General features: G+C 62.7%; 10 protein-coding genes. 2 read left to right on the top strand and 8 right to left on the bottom strand.

Annotated elements, in window-relative coordinates:
- From AC3WQS_RS25345 to AC3WQS_RS25310, 8 genes are all read right to left on the bottom strand, one after another.
- On the bottom strand, nucleotides 1–11,133 hold an 11,133-nt coding region (locus tag AC3WQS_RS25345), incomplete at its 3' end, for an amino acid adenylation domain-containing protein (protein ID WP_492712453.1).
- Nucleotides 11,134–11,592: 459 nt separating this feature from the next.
- Nucleotides 11,593–12,198 (bottom strand): 3-oxoacid CoA-transferase subunit B, encoded by a 606-nt coding sequence (locus AC3WQS_RS25340; RefSeq protein WP_176749024.1) that lies wholly within the window; start codon nucleotides 12,196–12,198, stop codon nucleotides 11,593–11,595.
- Nucleotides 12,199–12,239: 41 nt separating this feature from the next.
- Entirely contained in the window at nucleotides 12,240–12,995 is a 756-nt protein-coding gene (locus AC3WQS_RS25335; RefSeq protein WP_007730192.1) for a CoA transferase subunit A, read from the bottom strand.
- A gap of 3 nt (nucleotides 12,996–12,998) precedes the next feature.
- Entirely contained in the window at nucleotides 12,999–13,826 is an 828-nt protein-coding gene (locus AC3WQS_RS25330; protein ID WP_020906880.1) for an HpcH/HpaI aldolase/citrate lyase family protein, read from the bottom strand.
- A complete protein-coding gene (locus AC3WQS_RS25325; RefSeq protein ID WP_003942078.1) occupies nucleotides 13,823–14,311 on the bottom strand; it encodes a MaoC family dehydratase in 489 nt (162 codons plus the stop codon). The genes AC3WQS_RS25330 and AC3WQS_RS25325 overlap by 4 nt, the downstream gene beginning before the upstream one ends.
- Complete coding sequence (locus tag AC3WQS_RS25320; protein ID WP_007730190.1) at nucleotides 14,308–15,471, bottom strand: acyl-CoA dehydrogenase family protein; 1,164 nt, start codon at nucleotides 15,469–15,471, stop codon at nucleotides 14,308–14,310. Before AC3WQS_RS25320 ends, AC3WQS_RS25325 begins: the two co-directional genes overlap by 4 nt.
- Nucleotides 15,471–17,510, bottom strand: a complete 2,040-nt coding sequence (locus AC3WQS_RS25315; protein ID WP_182263015.1) for an acetyl-CoA carboxylase biotin carboxylase subunit — start codon at nucleotides 17,508–17,510, stop codon at nucleotides 15,471–15,473. The genes AC3WQS_RS25320 and AC3WQS_RS25315 overlap by 1 nt, the downstream gene beginning before the upstream one ends.
- Before the next feature lie 5 nt (nucleotides 17,511–17,515).
- Nucleotides 17,516–19,105: a carboxyl transferase domain-containing protein gene (locus tag AC3WQS_RS25310; RefSeq protein ID WP_021334316.1), complete on the bottom strand. Its 1,590-nt coding sequence runs from the start codon at nucleotides 19,103–19,105 to the stop codon at nucleotides 17,516–17,518.
- 98 nt (nucleotides 19,106–19,203) lie between these two features.
- Here AC3WQS_RS25310 and AC3WQS_RS25305 point away from each other — a divergent pair, with 98 nt between their 5' ends.
- On the top strand, nucleotides 19,204–19,803 hold the full coding sequence (locus AC3WQS_RS25305; protein ID WP_003941968.1) for an SACE_7040 family transcriptional regulator: 600 nt from the start codon (nucleotides 19,204–19,206) through the stop codon (nucleotides 19,801–19,803).
- A gap of 48 nt (nucleotides 19,804–19,851) precedes the next feature.
- Nucleotides 19,852–20,598 (top strand): GTP pyrophosphokinase, encoded by a 747-nt coding sequence (locus AC3WQS_RS25300; protein ID WP_019744227.1) that lies wholly within the window; start codon nucleotides 19,852–19,854, stop codon nucleotides 20,596–20,598.
- Nucleotides 20,599–20,731 lie beyond the last annotated feature (133 nt).

The raw sequence follows: 20,731 nt of genomic DNA, 5'->3' as shown, positions 1-20,731 counted from the left end.
CAACGACTCCGGACCACAACCCTGAGCAATCAACCTGCGCGCCAACCGATTCGACCGAACCGACAACTCCGCATACGACAACGACTCGCCACCGAACCGCACCGCAACCCGATCACCAAACCGCGCAGCAGCATCATCGAACCACGCCGACAACGTCGAATCCACACCACGATCGATCTGGCCAGCACTGAAGCGGGACAGCAGGTTTCGTTCACCATCGACCAAGATGTCAACGTCACCCACCGCTACGGTGGGATCAGCAGTCACCGCACGGAAGGTCCGTACCAGCCGATCACCGAATTCCACAACGGTCGACTCGTCGAACAGATCCGTCGCATACGTCAAAGAGGCGGACATTCCGGCGGGTGCGCCGGCCTCGTCGGTTCGTTCGGTCAGGGTCAACTGGAGGTCGAATTTCGCCAACGCAAGATCGGCACTTTCGATCGACACTTCGAGGTCGCCCAGTTCGAGCGTTGTCTGTTCGTGGTTCTGGAACGTCAACGCCACCTGAAACAGCGGATGACGAGCCTGCGAACGAACCGGATCGAGAACCTCCACCACACGCTCGAACGGAACATCCGCATGCGCGAACGCCTGCAGATCCACTTCACGCGCCGAAGCCAACAGATCCGTGAATGACATCGACGGATCAACCTCGGTACGCAACACCAAAGTGTTGACGAACATACCGATCAGATCGTCGAGCTGCGCCTCACCGCGACCCGCGATCGGTGTACCGATCGCGATGTCGGTCGTTGCGGACAAACGAGAAAGTACGATGGCGAGCGCTGCGTGAACAACCATGAACGGTGTCGAGTTACTGCTGTGCGCAATCGAATTGACAGCTCCGTGCAGAGTGGCGTCGATATCGAACTCGACCTCGGCTCCGCGCCCTGAAGCGACCTCGGGACGCGGACGATCACCAGGCAGATCCAACTGCTCCGGAAGATCAGCCAACGCACCCGACCAGAACGCAATCTGCTTCGCGATCACGGACTGCGGATCCTCCTCGGACCCGAGAACCTCACGCTGCCACAACGAGTAATCGGCGTACTGCACCGGCAACGGCGTCCAAGCCGGCACGGACGCTCGTGTACGTGCTTCGTAGGCAACCATCACGTCGCGGGTCAACGGGCCCATCGAGAAACCGTCGGTCGAGATGTGATGCACCACGAACACCAGGACGTATTCGCTGTCGCCGACTTTGAAGAGCTTGGCGCGCAACGGGACTTCAGACGTCACGTCGAAGCCGACCGTCGCCAGCTCTGCGACGCCTGCAGCCAGGCGATCTTCCGTGATCGACACGGGGCTGAGATCGACAACAACGTCTCGAGCGTCACGGATTTCCTGGTACCCGACGCCGTCGACGTCCGGATACAGCGTCCGCAGTGATTCGTGTCGGCCCACGACATCGATCACGGCAGCGTTGAGAGCTGCCACATCGAGGGCGCCCGAAATCCTGATCGCCGCCGGAACGTTGTTCACTGCCGACGCGGGTTCGAACCTGTTCAGGAACCACATGCGCTGCTGCGCCAACGAAAGCGGGATCCGAGCGGGCCGGGACTGCGGGATCAGTGGGGCCGTGGCACCCGAACCGGCGTGCAGCTCGAGCCGGAGGGCGAGTGACTGCACGGTCGACGCTTCGAAGAGCGCACGAACCGGAACGCTTGTGTCAAGCGCCTCCCCCAGCCGTGCGGCGACACGGGTCGCGATCAGCGAGTTGCCTCCGAGCTCGAAGAAGTCGTCGTCGCGGCCAACCTGTGCGACTCCGAGAACTTCGGAGAACACCTGCGCGACAGTCTCTTCGACGGTCGTGATCGGCGCCTGATACACCTTCGACTCGAACACGGGCGATGGCAGAGCTTTGATGTCCGTCTTGCCCGCGGTGGTCAACGGAATCGAATCGAGTACCAGTACCGAGTCGGGGACCATGTAGCCGGTCAGGAACGTCGACACCGACTCGACGACCTGTGCGGGATCCACCTCGGCGCCGGCCTGTGGCACCACGTATGCAACGAGACGATCTCCGAAGTGATCGTCGGAGCGAACAAGAGCAACAGCTTGCGCAACGCCCGCGCAACGGGTCAGCGCGGCCTCGATCTCGCCGAGTTCGATACGGAACCCACGGATCTTGACCTGGAAGTCACTGCGGCCCACGTACTCCACTGCGCCACCGTCGATCCACCGGACCACGTCACCCGTGCGGTACAACCGCTCACCCGGCGCCCCGAACGGGTCTGCGACAAAACGACCCGCCGTCAATGCCGGCTGTCCCAGGTATCCACGAGCGACCTGAACACCCGACACGTACAACTCACCTGCGACACCAACCGGCACAGGCTGCAAGCGGCCGTCCAAGATCCGCGCGGCCATACCCCGAATCGGGCCGCCGATGTTCATGCGATCAAACGCGGTCAGCGTATCGCTGATGTTCGAGGCGACCGTCGACTCCGTCGGACCGTACGCATTGAAGAATCCACGCACACCGCCATCCGGAAGCGGCACCGCCCACTTGGCAACGAGAGACCGCGAACTGGCTTCGCCACCGACGACAACCACCCGCAACGCGTCAAGCCCGCTCGGATCCACTGATGCCAGCGCAGCGGGCGTCACGAACGCATGCGTCACGCCCTCCGAACGCAAGATCTCGGCCAGTTCCGCACCGCCGTACACCGTCGTCGGCGCAATCACCATCGTCGACGCGGAGCCGAATGCCATCAGCAACTCGAGGACAGACGCATCGAAACTCGGCGAGGCAAAATGCAGCGTCCGAGCATCCGCGGTCAGCGCATAGCGCTCGACCTGCTCGGCACAGAAATTCGCCACACCGGCGTTGGTGACCACAACGCCCTTGGGCAGACCTGTGGTGCCGGACGTGTAGATGACGTACGCAGGCTGCCGCTCGTCGATCGCACTACGTCGATCCGAATCACTCACCGGCGCGCAGGATTCTGCCGCGCACGCCGCCACTGTCTTCTCGTCGTCGAGAACAACCCACGTCAACGCCGACGGCAATCCTGCCTCGACGTCACTGAGCGCAAGACCCAGCACCGCACCGGAATCGGAGATCATATGGGCGATACGGTCAACCGGATACGTCGGGTCGACTGGTACGAACGCAGCACCCGTTTTCGCCACCGCCCACAGAGCGAGAACCGAATCGGCCGAACGCGGAATCGCGATCGCGACCCGATCCTCCGGCCCGACGCCCTTCGCAATCAGAACACGAGCGAGTTGCGACGACCGCTCGTCGAGTTCGAGGTAGCTGATCGACTGACCGTCGAAGCGAATCGCATCCGCCGACGGATCCAAAGCGGCCGCCGCTGTGAGAATCTCGACCAGGGTTCCCGAGACCGACTGACCTCCATGAACATCGGCCAGCACACCCCGCTCGGCCGCATCGAGAATATCGATGTCACCGACGACAATCGAAGGAACCGACACGACAGTCTCGAGGATACGAACCAGACGCCGAGCAAACCCTTCGACCGTCGAAACGTCGAACAGATCTGCAGCAAACGTGAATTCGGCCGAGAGCCCTTGCTGGATCCCGTCTTCGCCGATCGACTCGGTTACTGCGAGTTCGAGGTCGAACTTGGCAGTGGTCGTGTCGATTTCGGCGGCCTTGATCGCCAGTCCCGGCAGTTCCAATGCCGTTTGCGCGAGATTCTGCAAGGACAGCACGACCTGGAACAGCGGATGTCTGGCCTGCGACCGGGCGGGAGCCAAGACGTCCACCAACCGCTCGAAGGGCACGTCCGAGTGAGCGAACGCTCCGAGCGCAGAATCACTCGCCGCAGCCAGCAGATCCGTGAATGCCTGGGCCGGGTCGACCTCGGTCCGCAGAACAAGCGTGTTGACGAACATGCCGACGAGATCGTCGAGCGCCTCGTCGCCACGACCGGCAACGGGAGTGCCCACGGCGATGTCCGAGGTTCCGCTCAGTCGGGCCATCAGAACGGCAAGCGCCGAGTGCAACGCCATGAAGAGCGTCGCGTTGTTCTCCCGTGCCAGCGCGTCCAATCGACGGTGCACATCCCCGGAGATCTCGAACGCGAATCGCTCGCCGCGCATCGACGCCACATCAGGCCGAGACCGGCCCGACGGAAGCTCGATCACATCCGGTAGGTCTGCCAGAGTCTCGGTCCAGTACGAGATCTGCTGCGAGATCAGTGATTCCGAGTCGTCTTCCGACCCCAGAACCTCACGCTGCCACAACGAATAGTCGGCGTACTGCACAGTCAACGGCTGCCACGCCGGCGCGGTCCCATCCTTGCGTGCCGAGTAGGCAATCATGACATCGCGAGCCAGGGGCGCCATCGACCAACCGTCAGCGGCGATGTGATGAACCACGATCGCGAGGGTGTGCTCGGTGTCGCTGACCGTCAACAGGCGGACACGGATCGGCACGTCGACAGTGACGTCGATCGCTGAGGATCCGATTGCAGCGACTCGACTTTCGAGCTCGTCCGGATCCGAAACCGACTCCACGGTCAGTCCACCGAACGCCTCCGAAAGCGACAGAATCGACTGCTTCGGTCCGGAAGCCCCGTCCGGATATACCGTTCGGAGCACTTCATGCCGGGCCAGTACGTCCTCGAGCGCAGTTTCCATCGCGGCAGTATCGAGATGGCCAGTCAGGTGCAGAGCAAAAGTGATGTTGTAAGCAGCTGAATCGGTGTCGAAGCGGTTCAGGAACCACATGCGCTGCTGCGCCAGCGACAACGGAATTTCCGCGGGACGCACCTGTGCGACGAGCGCCTTCTGCCCGCCGCTACCTACGTGCGACTCGATGTGTGCGGCGAGCGCCTCGACGGTGGAAACGTCGAATAGCGTTCGCACCGGCACCGTCGTGTCGAGCGCCCGCCCCAATCGGGAGGTGACCTGAGTAGCCACCAGGGAGTTGCCACCGAGTTCAAAGAAGTCGTCGTCGAGGCCGACTCGTTCCACTCCGAGAACATCCGCAATCACCTGCGCGACAATCTCTTCCACCGGCGTGGTGGGTGCACGAAACTCGCGGACCTCGAAAACAGGCTCCGGCAAAGCCCGGCGATCCAATTTGCCCACCGGGGTCAACGGAACCTCAGCGAGTTCCATGATGACGGACGGAACCATGTAGCTCGGCAGAGCCTCCGCCACGAACGAGGCGAGCACGTCCCGATCGAAACTCGACCCGTCAGCCAGTTCGACGTAGGAAACGAGGGTTGTGACACCCGCCGCGCCTTCGCTTCCGACTGTCACCGCGAAGCGCACAGACTCGTGCGAGGACAGAACTGCGTCGATCTCACCGAGTTCGATACGGAATCCGCGAACCTTGACCTGGAAGTCACTGCGGCCGACGTATTCGAGGACCCCCGCGTCACCGCGCGCGTCTCCGCCGGTCCAGCGCACGACATCGCCGGTCCGGTACATTCGCTCGCCGTCCGGCGAATACGGGTTGGCAACAAACCGTTCCGCAGAAAGACCTCGCCGCTCGTGGTAGCCGCGAGCCAATGCAGCGCCCGCAAAGTAGAGCTCTCCCCTGGTACCGACTGGAACAGGATGCAGACGCTCGTCGAGTACCAGTGCCGACATGCCCTCGACGGGACGCCCGATGTCGATCGATCGGCCGATCGCGAGATCGCCGAACGACGAGATGATCGTGGTCTCGGTCGGACCGTACCCATTGAAGTAGGCGCGCCCTGGGGCCCATTTCGCCAGCAACTCGGGAGTGGTCACGTCACCGCCGACGGAGACGACTCGCAATTCAGGCAGCTCTGCCGGCTCCATGGTCCCGAGTACTGCGGGAGTGATGATCGCGTGTGTGACCTTCTCGGAATGAAGAAGATCCGACAACTCGTGTCCACCGATAATTGTCGAGGGAACGATCACCAAAGTTGCACCCGCAGAGAAGGCGACCATCCATTCGAGTACCGACGGGTCGAAGCTCGGCGAACAGATATGGAGGAAGCGCGAGGACTGTTCTACCTCGTAGCGACGCTGTGCTGCGTCTCTGACCCCACGGAGACCACCGTGAGTGACGCTGACACCCTTCGGTTTTCCCGTGGAACCGGATGTGTAAATGACATATGCAACGTGAGAACTGTGAATCGGAGCGATTCGGTCCTCGTCCGTGACCGGCGCTGAAGATTGCGTCGACAGTTCTCCGTTCAGCGCCTGGCCGTCAAAGACCAACCATTCTGTGACCGCAGGAAGCTGATCTACGAACTGTCCCGACGTGAGTCCGATCGCGGCCGAAGAATCGGCCAGCATGTGCCGGACACGATCTTCCGGATAGCTCGGGTCGACTGGGACGTATGCCGCCCCTGACTTCGCCACCGCCCATACTGCACAGACCATCTCGTACGAGCGAGGAAAGGCGAGAGCAACAATGGTCTCGGGGCCGGCGCCCCGTCCGATCAGAACCCGTGCGAGCTTCGACGACTGCTCATCGAGCTCGCGGTAGGTGATCGATCGACCCTCGAAGCGAACAGCAACCGAATCCGCCTCAGCCGTGCCGGACAGGAAGATGTCGACGAGACTCTGCCGGGGCATCGTGTCATCCGCGGCTACGACCGTCAGATCGGTGCGCTCGGAGCGTGAGAGCAGGTCGATATCGCCGACGATCGTTTCAGGTCGGGTAGCCACGGCATCGAGAATGCGCACGAACCGAGTAGCGAAAGTGTTCACCGTGGCCGGATCGAACAAGTCCGTGGCGTAGGTGAAGGTGGCACTCAAGACATCCGCGTCTTCGGTTCCTTCGGGATTCTCGGACACCATGAGTTCGAGATCGAATTTGGCGACCGGTACTTCCAATTCAGCTGCAACTGCTTTGACACCTGAGAATTCCAGTTCGCGTCGTCCACTGATCTCCGCAGTGAGCGCAACCTGGAACAGCGGGTGACGAGCCTGCGAACGCGCCGGACTCAGGACTTCGACCAACCGCTCGAACGGCACATCGGCATGCCCGTAGGCAGACAAGCCCGATTCCCTTACCCGAGCGAGCAACTCTTCGAATCGTTCGTTCGGATCGACCTCGGTGCGAAGCACCAGGGTGTTCACGAACATGCCGATCACGTCGTTGAGCGCTTGATCGCCTCGCCCGCCGATCGGGGCACCGATCGCGATGTCGGAGGTACCACTGAGCCGGCTCAACAGCGTTGCATATGCCGCCTGCAACACCATGAACAGCGAGACGCTCCTCGAGCGCGCCAACTCGTTCAACTTGCGCGTCGTGCGTTCGCTGATCTGAAAATGGTGCTTGGCACCGTGATTGGACGCGATGGCAGGACGAGGTCGGTCGGTCGGCAGATCCAACTGATCCGGCAAATCGGCAAGTGCCCGGCGCCAGAAGTTGATCTGGCGAGACGACTCCGAGCGCGGGTCTTCGTCGGATCCCAGTGCTTCGCGCTGCCACAGGGCGTAATCGGCATACTGAATCGGCAGCGGCGTCCACGCCGGCGCAGACTTCTCACTTCGCGCCGAGTATGCGACGAGAAGGTCACGTGCGAGCGGACGGAACGACAGTCCGTCTGCAGCGATGTGATGGAGAACCATCACCAGGACGTAGTCCGTCGGAGACACCTCGAAGAGGGCAACCCGTACCGGGATTTCGAGCGTCACGTCGAAGCCGCGAGACGCCACGTCGAACAGCGCCGCGTCGAGATGCGAATTCCGAATCTTGACCGGATTCAACTCCACCGCGGCCCGGTCGACCGGCAGAACCAGCTGTTGCGCGGTTCCGTCGACATCAGGGTAGATCGTCCGCAAGGACTCGTGTCGCTCGAGAAGATCCATCACCGCGGCATGCAGGGCGGACGGGTCCACCGAACCGGTGAGCCGGACCGTGAACGGAAGGTTGTACGCGGGCGTCGACGGATCGAGACGGTTGATGAACCACATGCGCTGCTGTGCAAGCGAGAGCGGGACAACCTGGGGACGAGGCTTGGCGATCAGCGGGGTGAGCTGCCTGGCGTTACCCGCCACAGACTCGGCGCGGGCCGCCAAGGTAGCGACCGTGGTGGACTCGAAAAGCTCTCGAACGCCGAGTTGCACTCCCAAGGCGGAACCCACGCGGGTCACCAACTGTGTTGCAACCAGCGAGTTTCCACCGAGTTCGAAGAAGTCGTCGTCGATACCGACGCGCTCGACACCGAGAACGTCGGCAAAGACGTCAGCGACAACCCGCTCGATTTCGGTGCGGGGCTCGCGGTACTGCTTCGCACTCGCGAACACCGGCTCGGGCAACCCGGCACGATCCAATTTGCCACTCGTGTTGAGCGGCAACGCATCGAGCACCATCAACGCGGCCGGAACCATGTACGAAGGGAGGCTTCGACCGGCGAATTCACTGAGCACCGCAGCATCGATGTTTCGGCCCGGGCCCGGCACGACGTAGCCGACCAATTGATCACCGGTCGGGGTGACGGTCACCAAGACAACAGCCTGGGAAACGTCGGGGTGTGCCAGGAGGACGGTCTCGATTTCGCCGAGCTCGATGCGCTGCCCACGGAACTTCACTTGGAAGTCGGTACGCCCGATGTAGTCGAGGTTTCCGTCCTCACGGCGGCGGACGAGGTCGCCGGTCCGGTACATACGCTCACCGGCCGTGCCGTACGGATTGGCTACGAACCGATCCGAGCTCAGGTCCGGTCGACCAACGTATCCGCGCGCGAGTTGAACGCCGGCGAGATAGAGCTCACCCGGCTGCCCGATGGGGGTCGGGCGAAGTTGTCCGTCCAGTACGTGCGCCTGAGTGTTCCACTGCGGCATACCGATCGGCACGGAAGTAGTATCCGTGGCCACGGCCTCGTAGTAGGTGACCGACACCGCGGCTTCGGTCGGACCGTACAGGTTGTGCAGTCCGGCTCCACAGAGTTCGCGGAAGGCGGAAGACGTCTCGGGCGGGAGCGCCTCGCCGATGACGAACACGTGGCGCAACGAATCACAAGATCCGGCAGGTGCATTCGCAGTGAACAGCGTGAGCATGGATGGCACGAAGTCGGTGATCGTGACGCCGAGCTCCGCGATCTTGTTCGCCACGTAGATCGGGTCTCGATGACCGTCCGGAGTCGCGACGACGAGCGTGGCGCCGACCTGCAACGGCATGAAGAATCCCCACAGCGACACGTCGAATGTCGTAGCGGTCTTCTGCAGGTAGATGTCCGACGCCGAAAGCCCGTACTCGGCGTTCATCCACTGAAGCTGATTGTTGATCGCTGCGTGAGTGACCGCGACACCCTTGGGTCGCCCGGTCGAGCCGGAGGTGTAGATCACGTACGCGGTGTTCGAGAAATGCAAGGGAGACAGGCGATCTGCGTTGGCGATCGGCCTGCTGTCGAGCTGCCCATAGTCCAGTGTGTCGATCTCGATGACCCGTGTGCCCGAGGGCAGATCCACGTCGTCCCGCGCAGTGGTCACAACACACGTGGGCTGCGCCGACTCGAGAATGTAGGCCGTGCGTTCCGCTGGGTGGTCGGGATCCACCGGCACCCAGGCTCCGCCGGCCTTGGCAATCGCGTACAGACCGACCATCAAGTCCAAAGACCTGCGGATCGACAGTCCTACAAGCGATTCGGGCCCAACACCCATGGCGATGAGTTGACGAGCCAAACCATTTGCGCGAGAGTCAAATTCGGCGTATGTGAGGCTGGCGCCTTCGAAAACGACAGCGGTGGCATCGGGAGTTCTCTCGACCTGACGCTCGAATGCTTCGGTGATGGTCTGCGAGGCAACGTGGAAGCCGGTGCGGTTCCACAAGGCAACCTTGTTTCGCTCCTCGTCGGTGGCGACAGGAAGATCCCAGACCTTGCGGCTCGTTTCGGCCGAGACGAACTTCTCGAGAAACTCCACGAACCGCGAGTGATTTCGCTGGGCGTCCGCGGGCGCATACAGATTGGGATTCGACTCGAAGTCGATGTGTGTGCGGGTATCGCCGACGCTCTGGTACAGGTTGACACCGAGGTCTTCGATCAAACCCGTGGACAGGATGTGAAGCTCGCCGACGAGGGGCCCGAACGCCAACTCGGTGGAAAACATCATGATGTTGATCCACGGGCCGAAGAATCCGCCCCGGCCCGGCCCGTCACCGCCGCGAACCATGTCCTCGTGTCGGTATCGCTGGTGGCGCAGTGCGCCGGACATTTCGTTCCTGACGTCGTCCAGAAGCTCCTGGACGGTGGTGTCCGCAGTGACGGTCAGGCGCAGCGGCACGACGTTGGAGACCATGCCTCCGGATCGACGCAGCACGGCTGTCGTTCGACCGGAAACGGGCAGACTCAGCGACACGTCCTCTCGTCCGGTCATCTGAGCGAGGTACGCCGCAAACGCCGCGACGACAGTGCCGGCAACAGTGGTCTTCTCTATGCGCTCGAGGAACCGCCCGAGCAGCGCCTCGACGTGGTTGGACAGCGCTGCGCTGTCGATCCGACTGACTGGAGCCGGCGCGGCACTTCGACCCGCGAGGCTCGAGATCTCGTCGAGATTCTCGATCTTGTCTGCCCAGTACTTGCGATCGGTTTCGAAACGACTCGACTGGCGGTACTTGTTGTCTACCTCGTAGACGTTCCGGAGATCGGAGGCCTCACTCGGCTCCGGATCCCGGCCCTCCACGCGCGCCGAGTACAGCTCCGCCACACGAGTGACGAACGTCGACGCACCGAAACCGTCGAGAATTGTGTGGTGGACCCGCGTGTACCAGTAGTAGCGGTTCTCGCCGAGGCGCAGGATCGTGGCAGAGATCAGTCGGTCCGTAAGCATGTCGATCGGCCGACTGCGATCTGCTCGCATCCACCGCATGGCGGCGTCGTGCGAGTCGTCTTCACTACGAAGATCGACGTAACCGACTGAATCATCGAGTGTGGGGTCGATGATCTGGTACGGCTGGGCATCGATCTCGAAGATCCGCACGAAGGCCGACCCGATTTCGCGACCGGCGTCTGCACAGGCCTGGCGAAGGGCGTCAAGCTCCAGAGCACCACGGAGTTCGACGTACTGGGCGATGTTGACCGGTACTGCGGGATCAAGGTGCTGCGCGAACCACATACCGAGCTGGGCCGCCGAAAGTGGGAATGCGTCTGATCGCTGAACGTCTTCCGGCGAGCTGCCGACCTCCGGCTTGCCGCTCCCCAGTTCTCCGTTACCCAGCGAATTCACGCCCACAGCCTCTCTTCCACACCATTGCGCACCCGTGCGAGCCGAACGTCCGATTCGCAGCAGCTACCGACCTCATCCAACCTCGACGAGCCAGAACCACCCATTGTCTCCGATACATAGGTGACAAGAGAAATCCATACCCCGGTGTATCGACGGTTTTGCTGCAATTCGTTACAAATCGCCCAGCTCATCTACCCCCCGATCGCATTGCCGAAACGCACGGTTCAGACACTGTGCGCGACATCTCCACCCCTGGAACAATCAATTTGCTGCCGACGATCTGCACCCCCATCCACATCAGTCACCTCGGACAATTTACAGGCCCCTCAGCTACTTGGTGCCCGAGCTCGAACCAGATTCGACAGTCGCTGATCGAGACTATCGGTACACGCCGACAGACCGACGAAAGAACGCGCCGACCAGCGGTCGGCGCGTTCTTTCGATTGAAGGTACGAAGCTTCAGGAAAAACCCACACCAGTCACACTCTTCAGGTGTTCACTGGTGACACCTGGAGCCAGCTCCACAAGCTCCAGCCCGTCCGCGGTGACGTCCAGCACCGCGAGGTCGGTGATGATCCGGTTGACGACGCCCTGCCCGGTAAGCGGCAGGGTGCATGCCTCGACGATCTTGGGGTTTCCGTCGCGATCGGTGTGCTCCATCACGACGATGACGCGGCGGGCACCGTGGACCAGGTCCATCGCCCCGCCCATGCCCTTGACCATCTTGCCGGGGACCATCCAGTTGGCGAGGTCACCCGTCTTCGACACCTGCATCCCGCCGAGCACCGCGGTGTCGATGTGGCCGCCGCGGATCATCCCGAACGAGAGGGCCGAGTCGAAGAACGCGGCACCAGGATTGACAGTGACGGTTTCTTTACCTGCATTGATGAGGTCGGCATCGACCTGATCATCAGTCGGATACGGTCCGGTACCGAGGATGCCGTTCTCGCTGTGCAGGACCACCTTGACACCCTCGGGCAAGTAACTGGGGATCAGCGTCGGCAGGCCGATACCGAGGTTGACGTACTCACCCGGCCGCATCTCGGCAGCAGCGCGAGCGGCCATCTCGTGGCGGGTCCAACCGATACGAGTTTCCTCTGCGCTGCTCACTTGGTACCCCCTGAGACGGTCCGCTTCTCGATCCGCTTCTCCTGTGGGCCTGTGTGCACGACCCGCGCGACGAACACACCAGGTAGGTGCACGTGTGCGGGGTCGATGTCGCCCGGCTCGACGAGGTTCTCCACCTGCGCGATGGTGATCCGGCCGGCCATGGCAGCAAGCGGGTTGAAGTTCATCGCCGTCTTGTTGAAGACGAGATTTCCTTCGGTGTCGCCGTAGTCCGCGTGCACGAGCGCGAAGTCAGCGGTGATCGCCTCTTCCAATACATACGTGCGGCCACCGAACACTGCCGTCGCCTTCGGTGGCGACGCCACGGCGATCGAACCGTCCGGGTTGTATCGCCACGGCAAGCCGCCCTCGGCGATCGGTGTGCCGACGCCGGCCGGAGTGTAGAACGCCGGGATGCCGGTACCGCCAGCTCGCAGCCGCTCGGCCAGCGTCCCCTGCGGCGTCAACTCCACTTCGAGCTCACCGGCGAGATACTGGCGGGCGAACTCCTTGTTCTCCCCCACGTACGACGCCGTCACCCTGGCGATCCGGTGCGCGCCGAGCAGAATGCCGAGACCGTAGTCGTCGACACCGCAGTTGTTGGAGAACACCTCGAGATCGGTGGCGTCGCCGTCGGCGATCGCCGCGATCAGTGCGTCGGGAATACCGCACAGCCCGAAGCCGCCCACTGCGAGCCTGGATCCGCTCGCGATGTCGGCAACTGCCTCAGCTGCCGTATTCACGACTTTGCTCATCCGTTAGTTCTCCTTCTGCTGAAAGATTCCGGCTCGGTGAAGAAGCTTCTCGGCGTGACGAAGAACGGGAGCGTCGACCATCTTGCCCTCGAACGCGAACACACCACGTTCAGTAGACACCGCGGCAAGCACTCGTGTGGCCCAGTCGATCTCTTTTTCCGAAGGTGCGAAGGCACCACGGATGACCTCGACCTGACTCGGGTGGATCGCAACCTTCACGTCGAAGCCGACTGCGACAGCATCAGCGGACTCGACGCCCAGGCCGACGAGGTCCTTGATGTCGAGATAAACGGAATCGACAGCCAACCGGCCGTAGCTCTTCGCAGCCAGGAGAGACGTCGATCGGACGTGCTTGGCAACGTCGCGGTACGAACCGTTCGGGTGCCTGCTCGAGTTACCGCCGAGACCGGCCACAAGATCCTCGGCTCCCCACATGACACCGATGGCGTTCGCAGCAAGCGCGATGTCGGCCACGGCGAGGGCTCCTCGCGGGGACTCGACGAGTGCAACCACGTCCGCCGGTGCGAGCGAGAGGACGTCCTCGGCCGATTCGCACTTGGACAGCATGAGACGCGAATAGTGTGTGCCGTCCAGCGCGATCAGATCGAGTTCGTGATCAGGCGTACCGACCGGATTGACGCGCACAATCGTCCGGTCCGGATCGAGAGGAGTGTCGATCAGGGCTGCACGTGCGGCTTCTTTGTCGGCCGGAGCCACACCGTCTTCGAGATCGAGGATCACGACGTCGGCAACAGCCGCGGCCTTCGCATAGCGCTCGGGACGATCCGCCGGGCAGAACAACCACGCCGGCCCCGGCGGTGTCCACGTCATGAGGACACCTCTGCCGGACGCAGTTGCACCAGTGTCTTGCGCGTGGCCAGTGCGACGACGTCACCGTGCTGGTTACGCCCGGTGTGCACGAGCGTCACGATGCCTTCACCTGGACGGCTCTTCGACTCGCGCTTGTCCGCGATGAGCGTCTCGGCATACAAGGTGTCGCCGTGAAAGAGCGGCTTCGGGAAGCTGATCTCGGAGAAACCGAGGTTCGCCACGATGGTGCCCTGCGTCAACTGCGCGACGGACAGGCCGACGATGGTCGACAGGGTGAACATCGAATTGACCAGCCGCACACCAAATTGAGTGTCCTCGCTGTACGCGGCATCGAGATGCAACGCCTGCGTGTTCATGGTCAAAGTCGTGAACAGGACGTTGTCAGCCTCGGTCACCGTCCGGCCTGGGCGATGCTCGTAGATCGCGCCGACCTCGAACTCCTCGAACCAGAGCCCGCGCTGAGTGATCTTCTTGGGGTTCGTCACAGCCCTGCCTCACGAGCGATGAGCATCAACTGCACCTCGGTCGTTCCCTCACCAATTTCGAGGATCTTGCTGTCACGGTAGTGGCGCGCGACGGCGTACTCGTTCATGAAGCCGTATCCGCCGTGGATCTGCGTGGCGTCACGGGCGTTGTCCATGGCAGCTTCGGAGGAAATCAGCTTGGCGATAGACGCCTGCTTCTTGAACGGCTTGCCCGACAACATGAGTGCGGCCGCGTCGTAGTACGCGGTACGCGCGACGTGGGCACGAGCCTCCATACGCGCGATCTTGAACGCGATGGCCTGGTTGTGTCCGATGGGGCGACCGAACGCCTCGCGCTCCTTGGCGTACTTGATCGACTCGTCGACGCAGCCCTGGGCGGCACCGACGCTCAACGCGGAGATGGCGATGCGGCCTTCGTCGAGGATGCGCAGGAAGTTCGCGTAGCCGCGGCCGCGCTCACCGAGCAGATTCTCTTCGGGGACACGAACATCGGCGAACGTGAGCGGATGGGTGTCCGATGCGTTCCAACCGACTTTGTTGTACGCCGGTTCGGCCGTGAAGCCGGGCGTCGTGGTCGGCACGAGGATCGTCGAGATCTCCTTCTTGCCGCCGTCCTTGACACCCGTGACCGCGGTGACCGTCACGAGCTTGGTGATGTCGGTGCCCGAGTTGGTGATGAACTGCTTGTTGCCGTTGATGATCCACTCACCGCTGTCGAACTTCGCGGTGGTCTTGGTGCCGCCGGCGTCGCTACCCGCACCGGGTTCGGTCAGGCCGAAGGCAGCCAACGACTTGCCGCTGGTGAGCTGCGGAAGCCACTCCTGCTTCTGTGCCTCGTTACCGAAACGGTAGATCGGCATGGCACCAAGGGACACACCAGCTTCGAGAGTGATCGCGACGCTCTGGTCGACCTTGCCCAGCTCTTCGAGCGCCAGGCAGAGTGCGAAGTAGTCGCCGCCCATTCCGCCGTACTCCTCGGGAAACGGCAGGCCGAACAGTCCCATGTCGGCCATCCCGGCCACTACCTCGTACGGGAAGGTGTGGTTGGCGTCGTGCTCGGCAGCAACCGGTGCCACTACGGTCTTCGCGAAGTCCGCAACCGTCTTGGCGAGCTGCTGGTATTCGTCCGGAAGCGCTCCGGTGGCAAGGTAATCGGACATCAGGCGTCTTCCTTCTGCGTCGTGTTCTCGGTCTTTACTTCTGCAGTCTCTTCGTCCGTGACAGGTACCACGCGGGCCAGAACCTGATCCACCATCACCTGATCGCCCTGACGGACAAGCACTTCCACGATCCCGTCGATCGGGGATGTCAAGGAGTGCTCCATCTTCATGGCCTCGACCACGACGAGTGGTTGTCCCGCGCTCACTGCCGCGCCGTTCTCGACGTTGACTGCGATGACGGCACCGGGCATGGGGCTGGCGATTTCGGCGTCACCGGCGTGCTTGTCCTCACCGCGAACGCTGACTTCGGCAACCTCGCGCACGTGCCAGGTTCCGCCGCCTGCCAGCCACAGACCACCATCGGTCTCGGCGACGACAAACGTGCGTCGGCGTCCGTCGATGACTACCGCCAGTTCGGATCCCGTCAGGGTCGCGCTGAATGCGCGCGACTGTGAACCTTCGACCTCGACCTTTGCATCCGCGGGAACGCCGACGATCGCAACGTGCGACGTTCGGGTGCCGGCGGCGAGCCTGATGCTGGTCGGAGCGGGAGTTCCGACGCGCCACCCACTCGGGACGTCCCAGGGATCAACGGATTCCGAAGTTGTCCATCGCGAGAGCCAGCGATACGCCGCGGCAGCAATGAGAACCTCGTCGGAGGCGTCGGCTGCGACAAAGTCTTCGACGCGACGATCGAGCAGACCGGTGTCGAGGTTGCCCGCGATCACATCCGGATCAGCGAGGAGGAATCGTGCGAACTCGATGTTGGTCACGACTCCGAGCACTGCGGTGTCACCGAGTGCGCGATCGAGTTTGCGCAGTGCGCCTGCGCGGTCGGGAGCATGGGCGATGACTTTGCTGAGCATCGGGTCGTAGTCACTGCCGACGACGGTGCCTGCGAGCAGTCCGGAATCGACGCGCACGCCGGAACCTGACGGCTCGACCAGATCGACGACGCGGCCGCCGGTCGGCAGGAACCCACGGCCCGGATCCTCCGCGTAAACACGAGCTTCGATAGCGTGCCCGGTCAGTGTGATGTCGCTTTGGGAGAAGGCCAACTTCTCCCCTGCTGCCACACGAACCTGCCATTCGACCAGATCCAGTCCGGTCACCATTTCGGTGACGGGGTGCTCGACCTGCAGGCGGGTGTTCATCTCCATGAAGAAGAACTCGTCCGGCTTGTCGGCGGAGACGATGAACTCGACAGTGCCGGCGCCGGTGTAATCGACGCTTCGAGCGGTGTTGCAGGCTGCCGCGCCGATCCGGTCACGGGTCACCTGATCGAGCAGCGGCGACGGAGCCTCTTCGATGACCTTCTGGTGACGCCGCTGCAGGCTGCATTCGCGCTCACCCAGGTGAACGACGTTGCCGTGCTGGTCGGCGAGAACCTGGACCTCGATGTGCCGGGGCCGCAGGACGAATCGCTCGAGGAACAGGGTGTCGTCGCCGAACGACGACGCGGCCTCACGGCGGGCACTGCGAAGAGCCTCGGCCAGATTGGCCGGATCCTCGACCAGACGCATTCCCTTGCCACCGCCGCCTGCCGAAGGCTTGACCAACACCGGGTAGCCGATGTCCTCGGCCGCTGCGATCAGTTCTTCGTCGGTCAGATTCGGGCGAGCGATACCCGGGACCACCGGCACGTCGAACGCGGCAACCGCGTTCTTCGCGGTGATCTTGTCGCCCATCACCTCGATAGCCCGCTCGGAGGGGCCGAGGAAGGCGATTCCGGCGGCCGCGCAGGCAGCCGAGAACGCCGAGTTCTCCGACAGGAAGCCGTAACCGGGGTGAATACCCTGAGCACCGGTGGACTTGGCAGCGTCGATCACCTTGTCGATGACGAGGTAGCTTTCACGCGCCGCGGCCGGTCCGATGTTGACGGCAGTGTCGGCCTCGCGGACGTGGCGAGCATTCGCATCGGCGTCGCTGTAGACGGCGACACTGCGAATTCCCAACTCACGCAACGTGCGGATCACGCGAACCGCGATCTCACCGCGGTTGGCCACGAGAACAGTATCGATAGTGCGCAACTCAGTCATTTCGCTCACATCCGGAAGACGCCGTAGGAGACCGGCTCGATCGGTGCGTTTGCGCACACCGAAAGGGCCAGGCCGAGAACAGTTCTGGTATCTGCGGGATCGATGACACCGTCATCCCACAGCCGCGCAGTGGAGTAGTACGGATTGCCCTGAGCCTCGTACTGCTCACGGATCGGCGCCTTGAAGGACTCTTCGTCCTCGGCCGACCACGGATTGCCCGCGCTGTCGAGCTGCTCGCTACGAACCGTCGAGAGCACCGAAGCTGCCTGCTCGCCGCCCATGACCGAGATGCGCGCGTTCGGCCACATCCACAGGAAGCGAGGCGAATACGCGCGTCCACACATGGAATAGTTGCCGGCGCCGTACGAGCCGCCGATGACAACTGTCAGCTTGGGGACCCGTGCACACGCAACTGCCGTGACCATCTTGGCGCCGTGCTTGGCGATGCCGCCGGCCTCGTAGTCGCGTCCCACCATGAAGCCTGCGATGTTCTGCAGGAACAGCAGCGGCACACTGCGCTTGTCGCACAGTTCGATGAAATGTGCTCCCTTCATGGCGGATTCGCCGAAGAGAACGCCGTTGTTGGCGATGATGCCGACCGGGTGGCCCTCGATGTGGGCGAAACCGGTGACGAGCGTCTTGCCGTACTCAGCCTTGAACTCCTGGAACGCGCCACCGTCGACGAGCTTGGTGATCACCTCGTGCACGTCGTACGGAGTCCGAGGATCGGTCGGGACGACGTCGTAGAGTTCGCTTTGATCTGCGACAGGCGGAACCGTGGAGATGACGTCCCACGGGCGCTCGGAGCGGGGGCCGAGCGTGGCAATGATGTTGCGCACGATCCGAAGTGCGTCGCGGTCGTCCTCGGCCAGGTGGTCGGTGACGCCGGAAACCTTGGAGTGCAGGTCGCCGCCGCCGAGCTCTTCCGCCGTCACGATCTCGCCGGTGGCTGCCTTCACCAGCGGCGGGCCGCCGAGGAAGATGGTGCCCTGGTTGCGGACGATCACTGCTTCGTCGCTCATCGCGGGCACGTAGGCGCCGCCCGCGGTGCACGAACCGAGAACTGCGGCGATCTGGGGAATCCCCTTGGCGCTCATGGTCGCCTGGTTGTAGAAGATCCGGCCGAAGTGCTCACGGTCCGGGAAGACCTCGTCCTGGCGCGGCAGGAAGGCGCCGCCGGAGTCGACGAGGTAGATGCAGGGAAGGTTGTTCTGCAGCGCAACTTCCTGCGCGCGCAGGTGCTTCTTCACCGTCATCGGGTAGTACGTGCCGCCCTTGACCGTTGCGTCATTGGCAACGATGACGCACTCCCGGCCCGACACACGGCCGATACCGGTGATGACGCCGGCGCCGGGGCACTCGTCGTCGTACAGGCCGTTGGCCGCCAGCGGCGACAACTCGAGGAACGGGCTGCCCTGGTCGAGCAGCGAGTCGACGCGATCTCGCGGCAGCAGTTTCCCTCTGCTCACGTGGCGCTCGCGAGAGCGCTCGTTGCCACCCAGCGCTGCTTGCGCCAGTTTCTTCTTCAGTTCGTCCACCAGAACGGTGTGATCGGACCGGTAGCCCGATCCTTGCGTGATTCCACTGGGAGTCATCCCGCCGCCTTCGCCATGAGTTAATGCTCGATAACTGAAACTAGATTAACTATGATTAACTGAGTTGTCCAGAACACAAGCGAAGAAAGATCGAGAGAATGACCTCTGAGCAGGTAGCAGCTCCGACGCGACGCGATCAGATGAAGGCCGACCGTCGTCGTCAGCTCTTGGATGCCGCCGCACGGTTGATCGCCGAACGCGGATTCGTGAGTGTGCGACTCGAAGACCTCGGCGCGGCCGTCGGTATCAGCGGCCCGGCTGTGTACCGGCATTTCCCCAACAAGGATGCCGTCCTCGTGGAACTTCTCGTCGGCATCAGCACGCGCCTGCACGAAGGCGGTTCTGCGGCAGCGGAGGCAGCGGACTCACCGAGCGCCGCTCTCGACGCACTGGTGGAGTTCCACCTCGACTTCGCGCTCGGCGAGCCGGACCTGATCCGCATCCAGGACCGCGACCTCGAAAGCCTGCCGGCTGACGCGCGTCGACAGGTGCGCCAAACGCAGCGCAAGTACGTCGAGGTGTGGGTCGGAGTCCTCGAGCAACTCGATCCCCAGCTCGATCAGGCGGATGCCCGCATCAAAGCGCATGCCACTTTCGGACTGATCAACTCGACCCCTCACAGCGCCAACCCAGCTTCGCCGGCACGCGCACGTCGCGTCCTGCGGGATATGACGCTCGCCGCACTGCGCACCCACTGAAACCGGACACGGCACAATCGGTGGCAGACTGGTTACACCAGCTAACAGATGAGGGTGCCGAACGTGGAAGACAGCAGTGGGGTCAGCAGAGCCGATTTCGCCGAACTGCGGACCGAGTTCTCCCGCTTCATGATGTTGTACCAATTCGGAATCTCCGAACTGATGACCAAGGTGAACATTCTGAAGGACGAGTTCACTCACATCAATCAGTACAGCCCCATCGAACACGTGACGTCACGGGTCAAGTCGCCGGACAGCATCCTGCGTAAGGCTCAACGCCTGAACATCCCGCTCACGATCGACGACATCTCGAAGAACATCTTCGACATCGCCGGCGTGCGCATCACCTGCAGCTTCATTTCCGACACGTACCGGATCGCCGAGATGCTCACCAGCCAGACGGACCTTCGGGTGATCGAGCGAGAGGACTACATCGCCGATCCGAAACCCAACGGCTACAAGAGCTTGCACCTGATCGTCGAGGTCCCGGTTTTCATGAGTGACCGCGTCCGGCACGTACCGATCGAACTCCAGATCCGCACCATCGCGATGGATTTCTGGGCGAGCCTCGAGCACAAGATCTATTACAAGTACAACCGCGAGGTTCCCGTCGAGCTCCTCGACGAACTCACCGAGGCTGCTGCCGCGGCACACCGCCTCGACGTCAAGATGGAACGCCTCAACGACGAGTTCGCGAAAATCAAAGCGCTACCGCATCCCGATGACGAAATCCTCGAGCAGGATCTACCGGCGCAGTTCCTCGAGGCGCTGCATCTTCAGCGACGAGCGCTCTGAATTTACGGCGACCCTCCCCTGAGCGAACGCGCCTTTCGGCGCATCTGAGGCGACGAGAGTGCCGTTCGCTCACAACTGGGGTCGGACAACTAGGGCAAACCAAAAGTGGGGCCCCCCCCCCCTCCGGGGGGCG

Source organism: Rhodococcus sp. FW305-130 (genome assembly GCF_058788335.1).
This window is presented reverse-complemented; position numbering and strand designations above follow the sequence as displayed.